The 16,700-nt window shown below is 60.3% G+C and carries 17 protein-coding genes; 4 read left to right on the forward strand and 13 right to left on the reverse strand.

Translation table 11 applies throughout. The features are described from left to right. The first annotated feature begins 266 nt into the window (after positions 1 to 266). Positions 267 to 755 (forward strand): HIT family protein, encoded by a 489-nt coding sequence (locus DK871_RS15425; RefSeq protein WP_161905644.1) that lies wholly within the window; start codon positions 267 to 269, stop codon positions 753 to 755. Here DK871_RS15425 and DK871_RS15430 read toward each other — a convergent pair. Beyond that, positions 739 to 1,221, reverse strand: a complete 483-nt coding sequence (locus tag DK871_RS15430; protein WP_003191745.1) for a GNAT family N-acetyltransferase — start codon at positions 1,219 to 1,221, stop codon at positions 739 to 741. The genes DK871_RS15425 and DK871_RS15430 overlap by 17 nt on opposite strands. A gap of 176 nt (positions 1,222 to 1,397) precedes the next feature. On the opposite strand from DK871_RS15430, the gene DK871_RS15435 reads away from it, so the two are divergent. After that, entirely contained in the window at positions 1,398 to 1,733 is a 336-nt protein-coding gene (locus DK871_RS15435) for a hypothetical protein (RefSeq protein WP_044273082.1), read from the forward strand. Here DK871_RS15435 and DK871_RS15440 read toward each other — a convergent pair. Then, a complete protein-coding gene (locus tag DK871_RS15440) occupies positions 1,723 to 3,336 on the reverse strand; it encodes a hybrid sensor histidine kinase/response regulator (protein ID WP_161905645.1) in 1,614 nt (537 codons plus the stop codon). The two genes, DK871_RS15435 and DK871_RS15440, sit on opposite strands and share 11 nt — an antisense overlap. A 181-nt stretch (positions 3,337 to 3,517) precedes the next feature. Between DK871_RS15440 and DK871_RS15445 the strand changes: the two genes are divergently transcribed. Next, entirely contained in the window at positions 3,518 to 4,120 is a 603-nt protein-coding gene (locus DK871_RS15445; protein WP_161905646.1) for a response regulator transcription factor, read from the forward strand. A gap of 13 nt (positions 4,121 to 4,133) precedes the next feature. Here DK871_RS15445 and DK871_RS15450 read toward each other — a convergent pair whose 3' ends face one another. Together DK871_RS15450 and DK871_RS15455 are read right to left on the reverse strand one after the other, a co-directional pair. Beyond that, positions 4,134 to 4,763 (reverse strand): ribonuclease T2, encoded by a 630-nt coding sequence (locus DK871_RS15450; RefSeq protein ID WP_161905647.1) that lies wholly within the window; start codon positions 4,761 to 4,763, stop codon positions 4,134 to 4,136. A 45-nt stretch (positions 4,764 to 4,808) separates the two neighbouring features. Then, positions 4,809 to 5,786: a Gfo/Idh/MocA family protein gene (locus DK871_RS15455; RefSeq protein ID WP_161905648.1), complete on the reverse strand. Its 978-nt coding sequence runs from the start codon at positions 5,784 to 5,786 to the stop codon at positions 4,809 to 4,811. A gap of 126 nt (positions 5,787 to 5,912) precedes the next feature. On the opposite strand from DK871_RS15455, the gene DK871_RS15460 reads away from it, so the two are divergent. Further along, entirely contained in the window at positions 5,913 to 6,275 is a 363-nt protein-coding gene (locus tag DK871_RS15460) for an NUDIX hydrolase (protein ID WP_161905649.1), read from the forward strand. Here DK871_RS15460 and DK871_RS15465 read toward each other — a convergent pair. The 9 genes from DK871_RS15465 to DK871_RS15505 form a co-directional block, all read right to left on the reverse strand. Next, entirely contained in the window at positions 6,250 to 6,525 is a 276-nt protein-coding gene (locus DK871_RS15465) for a DUF1652 domain-containing protein (RefSeq protein ID WP_161905650.1), read from the reverse strand. The two genes, DK871_RS15460 and DK871_RS15465, sit on opposite strands and share 26 nt — an antisense overlap. Positions 6,526 to 6,939: 414 nt before the next feature. Then, positions 6,940 to 7,200 (reverse strand): hypothetical protein, encoded by a 261-nt coding sequence (locus DK871_RS15470; protein WP_161905651.1) that lies wholly within the window; start codon positions 7,198 to 7,200, stop codon positions 6,940 to 6,942. A 199-nt stretch (positions 7,201 to 7,399) separates the two neighbouring features. Then, positions 7,400 to 7,729 carry a hypothetical protein gene (locus DK871_RS15475; RefSeq protein WP_003191756.1) on the reverse strand — a complete coding sequence of 110 codons (330 nt, stop codon included), beginning with the start codon at positions 7,727 to 7,729 and terminating at the stop codon, positions 7,400 to 7,402. A 110-nt stretch (positions 7,730 to 7,839) separates the two neighbouring features. Continuing rightward, positions 7,840 to 8,913 (reverse strand): class I SAM-dependent methyltransferase, encoded by a 1,074-nt coding sequence (locus DK871_RS15480; RefSeq protein WP_161905652.1) that lies wholly within the window; start codon positions 8,911 to 8,913, stop codon positions 7,840 to 7,842. Positions 8,914 to 8,956: 43 nt separating this feature from the next. Further along, on the reverse strand, positions 8,957 to 10,405 hold the full coding sequence (locus tag DK871_RS15485; protein WP_161905653.1) for an adenylosuccinate lyase family protein: 1,449 nt from the start codon (positions 10,403 to 10,405) through the stop codon (positions 8,957 to 8,959). Further along, positions 10,405 to 11,838 (reverse strand): adenylosuccinate lyase, encoded by a 1,434-nt coding sequence (gene purB / locus DK871_RS15490; protein ID WP_161905654.1) that lies wholly within the window; start codon positions 11,836 to 11,838, stop codon positions 10,405 to 10,407. Before purB ends, DK871_RS15485 begins: the two co-directional genes overlap by 1 nt. A 29-nt stretch (positions 11,839 to 11,867) precedes the next feature. Beyond that, a complete protein-coding gene (locus tag DK871_RS15495) occupies positions 11,868 to 12,854 on the reverse strand; it encodes an HOASN domain-containing protein (RefSeq protein ID WP_032896929.1) in 987 nt (328 codons plus the stop codon). Positions 12,855 to 12,893: 39 nt separating this feature from the next. Beyond that, the gene (locus DK871_RS15500) at positions 12,894 to 13,889 is read right to left on the reverse strand and encodes an HOASN domain-containing protein (protein ID WP_161905655.1); all 996 of its coding nucleotides are present in this window, start codon (positions 13,887 to 13,889) and stop codon (positions 12,894 to 12,896) included. 662 nt (positions 13,890 to 14,551) lie between these two features. Continuing rightward, the gene (locus tag DK871_RS15505) at positions 14,552 to 16,618 is read right to left on the reverse strand and encodes an EAL domain-containing protein (RefSeq protein ID WP_161905656.1); all 2,067 of its coding nucleotides are present in this window, start codon (positions 16,616 to 16,618) and stop codon (positions 14,552 to 14,554) included. Positions 16,619 to 16,700: the final 82 nt, after the last annotated feature.

Consider the following 16,700-nt stretch of genomic DNA (forward strand, 5'->3'; position numbering starts at 1 on the left):
CAAGAGCGCTTTGGTTACTTTCGCGCTTTTCGAAAGTGACCCGCCGTCAGGCGGAACCCTAAGTGGCCGTTACCGCAAAAATGGATATGTACTCGGTATAACAGTGTCGACTGTGAGGCCGTCATCGCAGGCAAGCCAGCTCCCACAGTTGGATCGTGGTGCGTCAGGTGGATATGGGGCGGCTGGCGGGCCGTTGCGGGAGCAGGCTCCCTCGCCACCGGTTCAGCGCGCTATGCTGGCGCTTCAACCCACAGGGACGCGTGCACATGCCAATCAACCCAGCCTTCATCCTTCACCAGACCGAACACTGGCAACTCAACCACCACCTGACCTCCAAGCTGCCGGGTTACCTGATGCTGGGCGCCAGGGCGCCGATTGACGCCCTCCCCGACATGCCTGAAGCCGCACTGGCAGAACTGGGCGGCCTGCTCGCCAACATCCAGCGAGTGATGCAAACCCAACTCCAGCCGAAATGGTTGTATATCAGCCGCTACGGCCATATGCCCGGCTTCCCACTGCACTTTCATTGCATCCCCGTTTATGACTGGGTAGAGCAAGCCTTCTGGCGGGACGAGCGCTATCGCTCGCTGAACGCTTTCGGTATCCACCCACTCGAGCCCTTGACCGATGGCGCTGAACTGACCCTGTTCGTATGGCGCGAATTTGGCGAGAGCCCCACCCCGCCGCCGATTCAAGGGCCAGGGATAGAGCCTGTGATCGAGCAGTTGCGCGCTGCATTCAAGCGCGATTCATAACCCGCAACTGCTTGACCATCGGTACACACGCCAGCACCAACCCGGACGGAGAGCGATACACCGCCTGCTCATCGCCTACATACCCGCACGCGCTATAAAAACTCACCGCGTTCAGTGTCGCATCCAGCACCACCTGCTCAATCGCCTGCTGCTGCGCCACGTGCTCCAAGTGAGCAAGCATCGCCTTGCCAAACCCTCGCCCGCTGAATACGGGCAATACAAACAAGGCGCCGAGTTCATGGTTGGCAAGATCCAGCATGCCAGTGGCAACAGGTTCGCCATTGAACCATCCCATGTAGAACTGTTTTTCCATCAGCGCGCCGTAACCATCACTGGCCCGACCTCGGGTCCAGAGCGCCATTTTTTCAGCGCTATAAGCGCCAATGCATTGGCCGAGAATGGCCTCGCGACGAATCTCAAACGCACGCTCGGCGTCGTCCGGCGTGGCACGTTTTATCTCCAGCATCGCAAGCTCCTTCCATGACCTCAAACTGCCATTAGCCCATTTGTGCTAATCGACCCTACCTCACGGCGACGCTATATTCCGCAGCACTTCCAACGTTCTCACCCACACCGCGCATTCAGTGCGCGTGGGTTTGTTGCGCGCTGGAAAAACCAAAACAACCCCAAGGAAGAAGCACCATGAAACTCCACTCTCCTGTCACTCGTCTTGCCCTGTTGGGCGCCCTGATCATCGGCGTCGCCGGTTGCAGCAATATCAAGCCCACCGAAGACCATCTCAAGAAGCTGTCGGAAACCAATCTGGGCGAGCCGGTAAAACGTATCTCCAATGTGCGCAGCGACTCCATGACCACCTACTACGTGGCTAACACGGCCTCCGGCGAGTACAACTGTTCCGTGCCCAGTGGTGCCAGCGGCGGCGCGTTCGCGATTGCCAGCTTCGGCCTGATGAAGCCAGCGGCCTACTGCATGCCCAAGGGTGCCAAAGGCAATGGATTAACGCCATTCATGCAGTAGTTTTTTCCTGGCTGAGCTCACGAAGGGTGCCGCGCAGTTCCGCAGGGCGTACCGGTTTGGACAGGATAGCGATCTGACGGTCATGCAACGCGGCCTGGATTTTCTCCACGTCGTGCCCGGTGAGGATCAGCGCTGGCACCGCCCAGCCACGTTGCTCGCGTAGCTGGTCGATGCATTCGATGCCGGTGGCGTGGTTGCCCAGGTCATAGTCGGCGACGATGATGTCGCAGTCACTGACCAAACCCTGCCCCGTGGACTCGGCCTGCACTTGACACCCCCAGCGCTCCAGCAGCGCCTGGGTGGCGAGCAGCACGTTGTAGTCATCTTCCACCAGGCACACCTTAAGGCCGGTGAGCAGGCCGGCTTGGCGTGCATCGTCACGCACTGCCGGTTGACGCGGCGCGGTTGCCAAGGCCAGGCCATGCAGACTCACTGAAGTACCATGGCCCACGCGCGAGCGCAGGCTCACCTGCAACCCCATCAATTGCCCCAGGCGCTTGACGATGGACAGCCCCAGGCCCACGCCTTCAACGTCCTTGTCACGCAGTTGACGCACGCGATAAAACTCTTCGAAGACTTTTGAAAGATGCTCCCTGGCAATCCCCCGCCCCTGGTCGTGTACCTCCACCACCAAGCCGTTATCGCGCGCACGCACGCCGATCAGCACCGGCTGTTGCGCGCCGTATTTGAAGCAATTGGAGAGCAAGTTCTGCATCATGGTCGCCAGCATGGCTGGATCAACCAGCACCCAGTGGGCACAGGGGCGCAGGCGCAGCTCCACGCCCGCCCAGCGCGCCGCCTCGGCGTTTTGGCGCACCAGGTCGGCCAGGAAGTCGCCCAGGTGAATCACTTGGTATTTGGGCAACAGGCGCCCGTTGTCGAGGGTGTAAAGGTCGAGAATCGAACGGAACAATTGCGACACGTTAAGCAGCGAACGGTCGATATTGTCCACCAAGCGCTGTTCGTCATCTCCCAAGCGAGCTTCGCGCAGGCAGGCGGTGAACAGGCCGATGGAGTGAATCGGCTGGCGCAGGTCATGACTGGCCTGGGCGAGGAAGCGGGACTTTTCCAGGTTGGCAGCGATCGCTTGCTCGGAGGCCTTGCGCGTGCGCTCCAGCAGAATATGCGCATACACCGGGATCACCGTGCTGGTGATCATCAGCATCAGCACCATGAACGGCTGCGCCTGCCACAGCGGCGTAAGCTGGTACACGATCAACAACGCCAGCAACGCCAGCCCCGTGGCAATCGCCAGGTAGCGCGAACCGTAGCGCATGCCGTTGCCCAGGTTCACCCAGACCATCACCGCATACAGCGGCAACGCCGCTTCACCGCCCACCACCAGGCCGAACGAGGTGCCGGTGTAGTCGTGGATCATGCCGAAGATTCGCCGCGCCGGGTAATGCCCCGGCCAGCGTGCGATCACCTGGCGCAACACGATGGACGCCAGCAGAAACAGGAAGATATACAGGATCACCGGCAGATAGGTGTCCAGCGATTGCCCTGGCAAAAAGCCCAGCACGCCGATGTAGACGATAGCGATGCTGGCCACCACGATGCGCAGGTTAGCCTGATCGAGTTCAGAGTTTGTCTCAAGACTCATCGTCATATCCCTGACCTATCATCTGTAGGAGCGAGCTTGCTCGCGAAAAACGTCAACGATAACGCGTTTGACCTGGAAGTACGCGGTGCCTGTGCGTGCTTCGCGAGCAAGCTCGCTCCTACACCGACGGTAAATAAATTAGCATGCCTGGATACAACCTTGCCCCAGGAAGGAGCACACAATGACCGGCCGAATCATCATCGCCGACGACCACCCCATGTTTCGCGAAGGCATGATGCGCACCGTGCAACGTCTACTGCCGGGCGCGGTGGTGCAGGAGGCCGGCGACCTGGCCACGGTGAATGCGTTGCTGTGCGAAGCGGGCGAGGTCGATACCTTGATCCTCGATTTGCGCTTTCCCGGCCTGACCTGCATCAGCCAACTGGCCGAACTGCGCCAGCAACTCAAACGCACCACCTTGGTCCTGGTGTCGATGGTCGACGACCCCGCGCTGATCGAACAGGTCATGGCCCTGGGCGCCGACGGTTTTATCGGCAAGAACATCGCCCCGGATGAGATCGGCCAGGCCCTGCTGGCGATCCGCGAGGGCGAAGTGCTGGTCAAGTTCGCCCCTTCAGGCCTGCTGCCCCTCGACACCCACACCCTCACCCCACGTCAGCAGGAAGTGCTGCGCCTGATTGCCCAAGGCAAGACCAACAAGGAAATTGCCAAGGCCTTGAATATCTCGCCGTTTACCGTGCGTATCCATGTGTCGTCATTGTTGCGCAGCCTGAATGTCCCCTCACGCGCTGCAGCTGCGGTGAAGTATTCCGGCGAGTTCTAGGCGCCTGCGCTGCTCAGCGCTGCGTGGGAATACGAATATCGCCCCCACGGCATTGGCTTTTCACACTGCGCGGGCAACCGGCAAAAGCCAGATCCTTGGTCAGGCACACCCGCACTTCCGACAGCACCTGACCCTTGCAGATCACCGCCATCCCGTGGTTGCCCATGCGTGGGTTGCTCTCGCGAAACAGCGCCTCGATCTCGTTGGCCTGCAATGACGGCGGCGTGTTGAACGGCTGCAACTGTTGCGGGATCACCACCGCACCAAGCGCCACATCGGTCTTCTCCAGATACTCCAACGGCTCCAGCCCACTGCAGGTGCCATGCTTGGCCCACTCATGCTTGAGCAGTGCACGGGTGGGAAACAGCGCCGCGCCCTTGTCCATTTCTGCCTCGCTCAAGTGCGTTTGCGGCGTACAGGACGCCGGCCACCCTCCCCGCGCGTATTGCGGCCACAAACCGTGCAGCACAAAGCCGTAGCCCTTGCCCGAACATTGCTCATTGCCTGGGTGCGTCAGGCAAAACGTGGGTGACCACGATAGCGACAGCACATAGAAATCAAACTCGCCCGACTGCCCTTGGCTGCGTGGCGCCGCCGTTGCCGCGGTGGCGATCAGCAGCCACAACACCATCCAGTATTTCATCCCGGTATTCCTTTAAAAGAGTGAAGCCTTACGCTATCGCCACGACTAGGGATGCTGGGAGTAACGGTGTAACACCTTGTCCAGGATGATATCGGTCTTCAGCGCTTCGATGGCCAACGACGGATGCTCGGCCTCGCCACGAATATGCGCATTCATGTTCAGCACATGGTGCCATTGAATATGGGTGTGACACGGCACTTCCAACACTTCGGTGGTCTCGCCTTCAAGCCGCAGCGGCTGGTCGTCGAACACCGAAAATTGAATACGGCCGCGACTGCCGATCAGTTCGACACGGTCTTCGCGGCGGTCTGCCACAAAGTTCCAACAGCCCATGCCCAGCGCACCGCTGGCGAATGTCCAACAGGCTGTCACTGCGTCTTCTGCCGCGTAGCGTCCCGCCTGTCGCGCAGAAAAGCCTGAGACCTCAACGATATCGCCAGCCAGGTACTGGAACAGGTCAAACCCATGGCTGGCCAGGTCGGCAAAGTAACCGCCACCGGCAATAGCCGGGTCGGTACGCCAATTGGCGGCGTCGGTGTCTGTTGCGGCAGCTGGCTTGCACAAGGTCCAGGTCAGGTGGCGCAGCTCACCGATACGGCCTTCGTGCAGCCAGGTGCGCACTTGCTCAAAGCGCGGCAATGAACGCCGGTAGTAAGAAACAAACAGGTGCAGCCCGGCGCGCTCGAACGTGCGCTGCATCAGCGCGCTCTGTTCAGCATTCAGCGACATCGGTTTTTCGACGCAACAATGTTTCCCCGCCGCCGCCACCATCAAGGCGTACTCAAGGTGACTGTCGGGCGGAGTGGCGATATAGACCGCCTCCACCTCGGGGTCGTTGATCAAGGCCTGGGCGTCGGTATAGCTGCGCGCAATGCCATGGCGCGCCGCATAATCGCGCACCGCCTCGGCACGCCGCCCCATCACGGCGACCAATGCCGAACCTGGCACTTTATAGAAAGCCGGCCCACTCTTTAACTCAGTGACACTGCCACAGCCGATCATGCCCCAGCGTATGGTCTTCATCTAATGTCCTCGGTCGTATTCGTCAATCGGGCAGTATCCACATACCGACCCTGGCGCGCCATAACCACTTAGCATGACAATTGCATTACACTTTTATGACATTCATCCGGCGCGGGGGCACATTCGATGAAAATTAGGGCAACCGTCATTTGCGAACATGAGGGGCATATCCTCTTCGTGCGCAAGGCCAGATCAAAATGGGCATTGCCCGGCGGGAAAGTAGAAGCAAACGAGCGCCCGGTAGGCGCGGCGGAACGCGAGCTGGAAGAAGAAACCGGGTTAAACGTGGACGGCTTGCTGTACCTGCAGGAGCTCAAGGCCCGCGACACCGTCCACCATGTGTTTGAGGCCTCGGTAGTCAATATCGACGAGGCACGGCCGTGCAACGAGATTGTCGATTGCCAGTGGTACGCCTACAGCGCCCTGGATGAGCTGGACACCACAGACGCCACCCGCCACATCGTCAAATCCTTCCTGCGGCGCCTCTGACGCCCTGGACAGCCGCAAACCCACGGCGCCCGGCCTTTATCTCGGTACGCAACTCGCCAATCAGGTTGGCGATGGCACGGATGCTGTCCAGGCCCTCGGGCGATACGCAGGTGAGCAGCAAGTCGACACGACCGGACGTGGGCTCGAACACGCTGATGCGCAGTGAGCCATCGCTGTTAACGCAGCACTCACACGCAAGCGGCAGGAAGCCTGAGGCCATGATGCGGTTGAATTCGGTGATGGAAATCATGCTCAGCCCTCCGCCCCTGGGTTCTACCCGATTGAGGTGATGCAAGCAGCATAGATAAGGTTTTGCCGGCCACCGGACAATTAATGCAAAAGTGTTATCCAGCCCTCATTTTGTCGGGCGTAACCGGCCATGAATGGCGGGCCGAGATTAAATCGCGGGCAAAAAAAATCCCAAGTAGCTGATGGAAACTTGGGATTTAAAAATGCATAAACCGTGGGAGGTGAACGCCTGGCTATAGTAACGACTGTAAAAACCTGTAACAAGATTATTTTAATCCTTTCGTCGGATTGAAAGCGTCGTAAGTCATTCAATAACCACATGTTTTTTAAGGTGGAAGGCGGTAGTCGTGCTACTTTTTGGTGCAAGTAACGGCGATATCCGGGCATTAAGCCACACTTGAAAAAGGGTTATTAATTAGCCCTGCGTCGCACCTTTCAATAGTTGATCGCTTAATTGCTTGCACGTTTCTTGAAGTTTTTCATGACTCGAAGCGGTGACGCCCACCACAGCCTCCACATGACGACATAGCACCAAGCGTTCAGCCGCCTCTTCACGTTGGCGGTCTACCTTGGCGTTGAGTTGAACGAAATAGCCCCCCAATAGCACCGCGACGCATAACACCCCGACCGCGAGGTAGCGCATGCCGTTGGACGAAGGGGGCTCTGGGGCATTCATAGGCTTACCCGGCCAGCGGCGTATATTTCAGGTGGTTTTGCACCACCGGGGGGCGAATGGCGCACGGCGTATCAACGTCCTCTGCCGTCGCCACTCGAATAAGCACTCGCATAAAGGCCTCCCATGAAGAAGTGCGCAATTGTATGCAAATACTGACATAGGGTTTGTCGTGGATTTGTAAATGCCTCACGGCACCGAATTACTTGCGCGCCACCTTGTAGCGCAGGCAATCCTGATAAAAGCTCTGACGAATCGCCTCCGGCTTGAGCCTTGAACGACTGTCATAAGTCTGCTCGGTGATACCCATGGCCATCATGCGCATCCACGATTTGCTGAACTTGAGGGTCTGGATCTTCTGCCGGGCGGCGTACAGCGAAACGCCGGATAACTTGAGTTCCTGGGCCCTGGCGGCCGTGCCGGCGCCCCAACTGCACATGTACTTGTCACCTTCGCGCAATTCCCTGGCCTGCGCGACAGTCGCGCCGCCGGCCAGGGAGCAGGCAATCAGCATCATTCCTACAGAGCGCATTTGCATCCTCACCTAACCACCTGAAAATAAAAGTGATTTTGGCGAGGATTTTGTTACAAAGGGGCCATTAAATTGCCTTACTGCGCAACGCAATGGCTGGATGGCTCATATCAAGGCTTGAGTTCGAACAGCGCCGGCATTGGCGGCCACTCCGAGGGCACTTTGCGGAAGCGGCTGAAACCGGCTGCTTGCGCCATCTGGCGGGCACGCTTCTCGCCCATGAACGCCCCCAGCCCCGCCCCACCATGGGACAGTGAGCAGGTCATGCAATAGAGGGTGCTCTGCGGGTACATCACGCGCCCGAACAGGTTCATGTTCTCGTGCAGCTCTTCGGACAGGTTGAGCTCCACCATCAGGTAAGTGCCGTCTTCGGCCGTGGCGGCGCGCAAATCCTTGAGCATCTGCTGAGGGTCGGTGGCATCGTGGATCACCACAAAGGTGGTCACGAAGTCGAATTGCTGGCCGCGCAAGGCATCGGAGTCGTTCACCTCGAATTGCACCCGGTCACCCACACCAGCCGCCTCGGCGTTGGCCCGCGCCAACTCGATGGAAGGCAGGTGGAAGTCGCAGCCGACAATGCGCGCGTCGGGGTAAGCCTTGGCCATGGTGATCGCCGCCAGGCCCGCGCCACAGCCGAAATCCAGCACACTGCCGCCGGTCTTGAGCTTCTCTTCGACGCCGTCCAGGGACGGGATCCAGTGCTGGACCAGGTAGTGTTTGTACCAGGGCATGGTCATGCGCTCCATGCCTTTCCAGGTTTCCAGCGGGAACGCCTCTTCAGCGCAACCCCCGCCGTGGCGGAAGGCCTCGATGACCTTGGGCGCCATGCTCACGAACGGCACGCTCAGCTGAATGATGCCGCCGGCGAAATACGGCGAGTCTTCATCGGCCAGCACTGGCACAAATTCAGCCGGCATCTGGTAGCGGCGGGTTTGCGCGTCGTAGGTCACATAATTGCCGGTGGCCATGCTGCCCAGCCATTCGCGCAAGTAACGTGCGTTGTAGCCGGTCTTGTGCGCTAACTCCTCCAGGGTCACCGCCTGGCCGTCGGCCAATGCCTTGAACAAGCCGAGCTGGTCGCCAATGTAGAGCATGGCACCGCGCAGCGTGTTGCCGTAATCCTCCATGATGCGCGCCGAAAATTGCTGGACCTTGGCTTTATCAACTTCCATAACGTTGGACATCTGTCGCTCCTTGATGAATTTACAAGTCTGTTGAGATCAATGATCAGTGGCCGGCGAGCTTGGCCAGCACGTTGTCAACGATGCGTTCGGACATGCCCAGGTGAGTCCGGGGCTCGAACAGCCGGGCCAGGGCGCCGTCATTCATCACCGCAAGCACCCGCGCATCGGCCTCGATCGCCTCGCGGATCGACACGTGATTGCGCTGGCTGGCCTGGGACACTTCGAAGATGATCTGGTAGGCGCTGCTCTTGCCCAGCTTGCGCGCCATTTCGAACACCACGGCTTCAGTACAGATGGCATCACCATAGGCCTGGGCGGTGTCTTCCATCTTCTGCACATTCACGGTGAGCCCGTCGATGGTCTCGGTCAGAATCGAGAGCGCCATCAGCGCATAGTGGGAAACGTCCGCGACCGCGCACCACTCCAACCGCGTACCCCGATAATCGCGCTCATGCTCAAGAATCATCGCGTCCAGCGCGAGCATGACCTGGGCCTTGGCCAGCCGCGCCAACACCACCACCTGCTCGCAGCCTTCGGGGTTGCGTTTGTGCGGCATGGTGCTGCTACCGATCTGTTGGTCGCTCCAGCCCACTTCCACTTCAGCGATTTCCCAGCGATTGAGCGTACGGATTTCATCGGCAACGCGGGCCAACGAGGCGGTGACCATGGCCAGGGTGCTGACGAACTCGGCAACGCGGTCACGGGACACATGCCAGCCCGTCAGGGGCACTTGCAGCGACAAGCGCTGGGCAAAACGCTCCAGCATCGGCATGGCATCCGGGCCGAACGCCGCCATGGTGCCGACCCCGCCGAACAACTGCACCACCAGCACCCGCTGGCGCGCCTCGGCCAGGCGCTGACGGTGGCGCAACAGCTCATCGATCCAGCCGGCGACCTTCAGCCCGAAGGTGGTTGGCAAGGCGGGAATCGAGTGAGTCCTGGCGACCATCAGTGAATCACGGTGCGCATCGGCCAGGGTCGACAACTTGCCCAGCAACGTCTCCAGGGCCTGGTCCATCGCATCAAGCACATCGCGCATTTCCAAGGACTGGGCGGTGTCCTGGATGTCTTGGGTGGTAGCGCCGTAATGCACGTATTCACGGGCACTGGGGCTGCAGTTTTTTTGCAGGGCGCTGAGCAGTGGCATCAGCGAATGCCCAGTGGCTGCCACGCCCTCGGCCAGTTGGCGCACATTGATGCCCGACAGCAACGCGGCCTTTTCGATCTCCAGAGCCGCCTCGCGCGGGATGATGTTGACGTCGGCCTGGGCCATGGCCAGCGCCGCTTCCACGTCCAGCCAGCGTTGCAGCCGACAATGACTGCAGAAGATCTTGCGGCTCTGCGGGCCGGCATAGCCTGAACCGTGGGTTTTCGAGTCAAGGATATGGCTGTGTTCGTGACGGCATTGCTCACCGTCATGATCAAAGCCCGGGCGGTCCGAACGTGCGGTACAAGAAGCACGAGCGGTCATTTCCAACGTTTGCGCATCCATCACACACCCTCCATCGCGTACTGGGACTGACTGGTATTGCCTGGGGTTGCCTGCGTCGCTCCAAGGCCATGGCCGCAAGCGCGAGGCAGTGCTTTAGTTGCCACCAAATCGACCATCTCGGCCGCCAGCCCCGTGTAGGTCGTCGGGTCAAGCAGGTCATCGAGCGTTTGCGGACTGAAACAACCCTGCAGCCGCGAGTCGCCAAGCAGTGCGTCGCGAAAGCAGACGCCTGTGTCTTGGGCTTGCAGGGCGATGTCGTGCACTAGGTGATGGGCCGTCTGCTTGCCACACCGAGGCGCCAGCGCAAGCATCACGCGCTCCGACAGGATCAGCCCGCCCAGCATGTCCAGGTTGCTGCGCATGCGCGCTTCACGCACCTCCAGCCCAGCCAGCAGCAAGCCCTCCATACGGGCGAGCAAGGCGCCGGCGTAAATGAACAGCTCCGGCAGGGCCGCCCATTCGATGCGCCAGGTGGTGCCGTCACGCTCGTGCAACTGGAACGCGGCGTCGGTCAGCGCAACCATCTGCGCGCGCACCAGCCGCGACAGCGCACTGATCAGGTCCACCGTCGACGGGTTTTGCTTGTGGGGCATGGTGCTGCTCCCCACCTGCCCTGCCCGTCGGCCTTCGCGCACTTCGTCGATCTCGGTGCGCTGCAGGTGGTAGATCTCATTGGCGACACGGCCCAAGGTTGCCGACGCCTGCACCAGCAACCACGCCGCCTCCAGGATGCGGTCGCGGGCACTGTGCCAACTGCTCAACGGCGCCGCCAGGTCGAGGCTTTCCAGGGTGCGGCGCTGCACCTCCAAACCCTGCGGGCCCAGCCCGGCCAGGGTGCCCACGGCGCCGGTCAGGTTGCCGACCATCACCCGCGCATAGGCTTCGTCAAAGCGTTCAAGGTGCCGATCGATCTCATCGACCCATACCGCTACCTTGTAGCCAAACGTGGTGGGCAATGCCTGCTGCCCGTGAGTCCTGGCGACCATCGGCGTGTGCTTGTGGCGCAAGGCGAGCGTGAGCAAATGCCCACGGATCCCGCGCAAACGCTGCACCACCAGGCCCCAGGCATCGCGGATTTGCAGGATGAGGCCGGTGTCGAGGATGTCCTGGGTGGTCACGCCGTAATGCACGTATTCACCCAGCCCATCGGCACATAACCCCTGCAAGGCGCGAAGGGTCGGCACCAGGATGTGCCCGGTTTCCAGGCTCTCGCGCCCCAACGCGTCGAGGTCCAGCAGTTCCACGCTGGCTACCCGGGCAATTTCCCGGGCGGCCTCGTGAGGGATGAGGCCCATCTGCGCCTGGGTCGCCGCCAGCGCCGTTTCAACATCAAGCCACTTCTGCACCTGATTGGCATCAGAGAAGATCGCGGCAAATTCCGGGGACGAGTAAGCGCCCCCGTGGATACGGGATTCAGTGATATGACTTGGCATGTCGAGTTACTCGCGTTGTCCTAAGGGGGCTACTTCACGCGTTGCACTTGTTCCCAGACTGCGTCGTAGTAAGCCCGCTCCAGCCGGAAGTGCTCGGCCAGGGACGTGAGGAACGCGTTCTGGAACCCGAGGTCCGGAATCCGCCGTGAGATCAGCGCCCATTCACGCTTGGCCCGTGGCGGCACCAGGCTGATGTGCACTTCGTAGTACTCCGCGTCATCCTGGCTCAAGCCCGCGTTGCGCAGGGCGTTGTACAGCTTGCCGTGGTTACCCGGCACCACCAGTTCGGTGATATAGAACACCGCCAGGCCCCAGCCGACATCGGGGTTGCGGAAACAGCGGGCGCGGTTGTTGAGGTAGGCGATTTCCTCAGGCATCGTCGAAAGAGCCTCGAAATCGGCATTCAGGCCCACGGCGGCAAGCAGCTTGGCCAACAGCTTCGGGTGGGAACGCTGCTCATCCTCTTCGCCCAGCTCGCCGTAGAGATAACGCGCCAGGGCAGCCGCCTCGTCCACGTCAGTCAGGTTGACCAGCAGGTCGGCGGCGTCCCGGTACAGGCGGTACGTGCGGAACCATTGGTGACGCAAAAACACCTGCAGTTGCTCGCGAGAGGCTTTGCCTTCAAACACATACTGCGACATCGGGTGGTTTTCCCGCGACTGCGCGGCAATCTGCTCTTCCAGGCGCTGCTGGAAACCGGCCTCGGACAAGGGCGATGCCAGGTCGGCTGACGGCATGAAACGCTCTTGCACGCTATAGACAGCATTGGCCAGCCAGCGCCGGGTCGAGGCGGTGGCCACGTCATCGCTCAGCGACAGGATGTAGAGCAATTGCTGGCACTGCGCTGCATTCGCGGCGTCACCGCGTTGGCCGCTCTCGCACAGGGCGCGCAGCATATTGGCGGCAATTTCGATGCGATTGAACGTCGCGTCCGGCTTCAAGGCTTCCGCCAACAGACGGGCTTCGGCCGTGTGAATATTCTGCAATTGCGGCAGGGAAAAATTACGTGGGCTCATCATGTGCTCCATTATTTTTGTTCTGGGATCGCAGGTCGTTCAGGCAGACAGCCGTTGGGCCTGCATCTGCTGCCACAGGCTGTCGAAGTAGGCCTTGTTGATTTCGAAGTGGCGCTTGAGTGCGCGCATGAACGTGCGCTGAAAGCCCTCCTCGCTGGCGAATTGGGCAATCAGGGCCCACATTTCCTCGGTGTCGATCTCATCCTGGGTGCCATGCAAGCGGTGGAATTCGCTGGGCTGCTCTGGAACGTCGAGGCGTTGCAACAGTTCGTAGATGCGCCGATGGTTGACACAGCTGACAGACTCCACCGCATACAGCAGCGCAAGGCCCCAGGCGACATCCGTGTGGCGCACACAGCGAATGCGATTATTCAGGTAGGCCTTTTCCAGCGGATGCAGCGCGGGGAAGTCGATGGCCAGCGGAATATCGAAATACTCCATCAGATGGGCGAGCATCGCCGGGTGCGAACGCTCCGGCGTCTCAGCCCCTGCTTCACCGTACAGGTTGCGGTAAAACACCGAGGCGTCTTCGATGGCTTCGAAGCGAAAGGCCAGTTCGGCCAGCAGGCTGTAGAAGTTGTAGGAACGGGTCCAGTGATGCTCCAGGAAGAAGCGCACATCCTGCACCGGCGGCGTCCCTTGGAACAGGTGCACCGACATCGGGTGGTTGACCCGGCTGCGTGCAGCGATTTCAGCGTCGACCTGCTGACGGAACTCCTCCACCGGCAACGCGGTGAAACCCGGCACGTCGGCGGCGAACTCATCTTCGACGCGGTAAACCTCGCTGGCCATCCAGCGCCGAGTCGGCTCGGTACGCGGGTCACCGGGGATGTGCAGTTGCAGCAGGGCTGACTGATAGTGCGCGTAGGCGTCGGCGTCTCCCGCCAGGCCTTGCCGAGCCTGTGCGAGCAGCGCTTCCAGCGCGCGGGTGACCTGGGTGTAGTTGGCGCCGGGTTCCAAGGCATTCGTCATCAGCCGCGAGGCGGTGGTGAAGAGATCAGAACCCGAGCGTTGTTGCAGGGCAGCAGTATCCATTGATAACCCCTGAATCTTGTTTTTGTGGTTGGGCGTACTCGGAAAAAAGCCTAAAGGTTCCCGTAGTGGCAAGGTCAACACCTGTAGGAAAATTCTTTCAAAGGCGTGGAGATAGGCCGATAGCGCCACCCAACCACAGGTATAAACACAACCCTGCAGCAACCGACGGTAACCACGATGCGAAGCGAGTCGCTCTTGATCTTGCTCTTGATCTGCTCTTGATCTGCTTTTGATCTTAGGTGCCCCGTTAAACCACGCTGGCCGAACGCAGGCTTGAATTCGTGGGTAACCCGGCAGGACGCCGGGTTAGCCGCCCCGCGCCATGGATGGCGCGTGGCGGCGGCCCACGGATTCAAGACTGTGTTCGGGCACACCGAGCCTAGGCGAGGTGCCGAGTGGTGGGGCAAGAGCGTTTTGCTTACTTTTGCGCTTTTCAAAAGTGAGCCGCCGTCAGGGCGGAACCCTAGATGGCCGTTACCGCAGCAATGGATATGTACACCATCCAAGTGTGTTGACTGCAAGGCCGCCTTCGCGAGCAAGCCCGCTCCCACAGTTTGATCGCAGTGCGTCAGGTAGATAGGCGTCACCCGTCAGGCCGTCATCGCAGGCAAGCCAGCTCCCACAGTTGGACCGCGGGGTATCAGTTAGATAAGCGTCGGCCATCACACCAACGCCCTGCGCTCCCGCACAAAGCGTGGCAATTGATCCCCAGGCAGTGCCTTGCTGAAATACCAGCCCTGAATAAACAACTCAGGCCCATGACTCAAAAACGCCAACTGCTCAGCCGTCTCAACCCCCTCCACCACCACCCCCAGATCCAAGGCCTCGCAGAAGCGCAACATACCGGTGAGCACCTGGGCGCCTTTAGGGTCACGCTGGGCCACCACAAAACTGCGGTCAATCTTGATGAAATCCACAGGAAACTGGTGCAAGTAACTCAGCGCAGAAAACCCAGTGCCAAAATCATCCAGATAGACCTTCGCCCCCATGGCCTGCAGCTTCTGGATGGTCTGGCGAGTGGCCGGGATATCACTGACCAGCGCGTCTTCGGTAATTTCCACTGACACCCGCCCTCGGGCCTGGGCAAGAATTTCCACCAGGCGGTCGCCATAGGCGGCGTCCTTGAGCGTGGTACTGGAAATATTGATGGTCATCGGCAGTTCAAAACCCACCTTCTGCCATTTCTGATACTGGCGCACGGCCTGGGACGCTACCCACACGTCCACATCCGGCATCAGCCTGGCGTGCGCCAGCCATTGCAGGAACTCCCAGGGCGAATGCACCGTGCCCTGGCTGTCCCGGGCGCGCATCAGCGCCTCGCAGCCGGTGCACAAACCGGTGCGGGTGGAGACCTGGGGTTGAAACTCAAGGTAGAACTCGTAATCACTGATCTGCTGGATGCGGTTCAACTCCGCGGCCTGGCGGGCCAAGGTCTGGTGAGTGGCCAGCACCGGGTCGAACTCCAGCAGGCGGCCTTTCTCTTCAAGGCCGCGAAACGTCATGTCCAAAGATTTGAGGTACACCGTGCCGCCATCGGACTGGCGATGAATCGCCCTGACGTAGGGCGCATACACCAGCGTACCGGCCGCCAGCAGAACGATCTGCAACACCACCGCCGCCACGTCGCCGTGGGTGCTGAGGTAGGCATTGAGCAGCACCGGGGCGGTAAACGGCACGCTGGCCACCGCAGGCGACACCCAACCCAGTTGAACCACCATCAACGCCACCATCGCGTTGAACGCCGGTACCAGTAGAAACGGTATGAACAGGCGCGGGTTGAGAATGATCGGCAAACCGAACAACAGCACTTCGCTGACATTGAATAACGACAACGGCAAACTGGCCACCGCCAGCAAGCGCATGGACTGGCTCCTGGAAAACAGCAGGATCGCCAACAACAGGCATAAGGTTGCGCCCGAACCACCGATAAAGGCAAAACTGCCCAGCAAGCCGTTGTTGAGCAGGTACAGCACCGGCTCCCCCGCCGCCAACGCTGCGCCATTGAGCGCCACTGCCTGGTCCAAGGCATCGAATAACGGCTGCATGGCATACACGCCGTGAATGCCGAAGAACCACAGCAGCGAATTCATCAGGGTGACAAACAACCCGCTGCCGTAAGGCGCCTGCAACGCATCAAGCACCTGCGGCCCCTGAATTTGCGCCACATGGGGGATCAACAGCAGCAACGACAACACCGCCACCAACGCCAAGGCTGTGAGTGCGCCAGGCACCACCATGTTGATGGTGCCCTTGAGGTTATGGCCGACCAGGTCTTGGTTGACCAGGCGCGTCCAACGAAAGCGATGCAGCCAGGCAATGGCCGGCACATTGATCAAGGGCGAAGCAATGGCAATAAACAATAAAAACGTGGCCGAAGCACGTGGGTACTCACGCAGCACGAAGGTGGCGACCACCACATGGGCCAGGCACAGAAACGCCACCGGCAGCTGTGGCAGACGGTGCTGAATCGCCAGCATATAACCGATGGAGGCCGCGGCCAGCAGTGGGATCACCGAACTGATCTGTTTATGCAACCCCGCCAGGAAACTCACCACCTGCGGATCGAAACCCAGCGCCTGGGCGCATTCGGACAGAATCAAGAAACCTGCGGACACCAACAGGCACGGCAGGATCCACAGCAGCCCCTCACGAATCGCACGCAACGACTCCGTACTGGCCAGGACTGCCAGGCGCTGGGTCAGGAAAAGTTTGAACAGGGTGTGCGCCATGGGCCGTCCTCTGCCTGTCACCGACTGCCGCTGAAGATCAGGGCCGGAAACACCCGCTAACGCTACACGCCCTGATAGCCGA

It is taken from the genome of Pseudomonas sp. L13 (assembly GCF_009935965.1).
In the GTDB taxonomy this organism is placed as follows: Bacteria; Pseudomonadota; Gammaproteobacteria; order Pseudomonadales; family Pseudomonadaceae; genus Aquipseudomonas; species Aquipseudomonas lactis.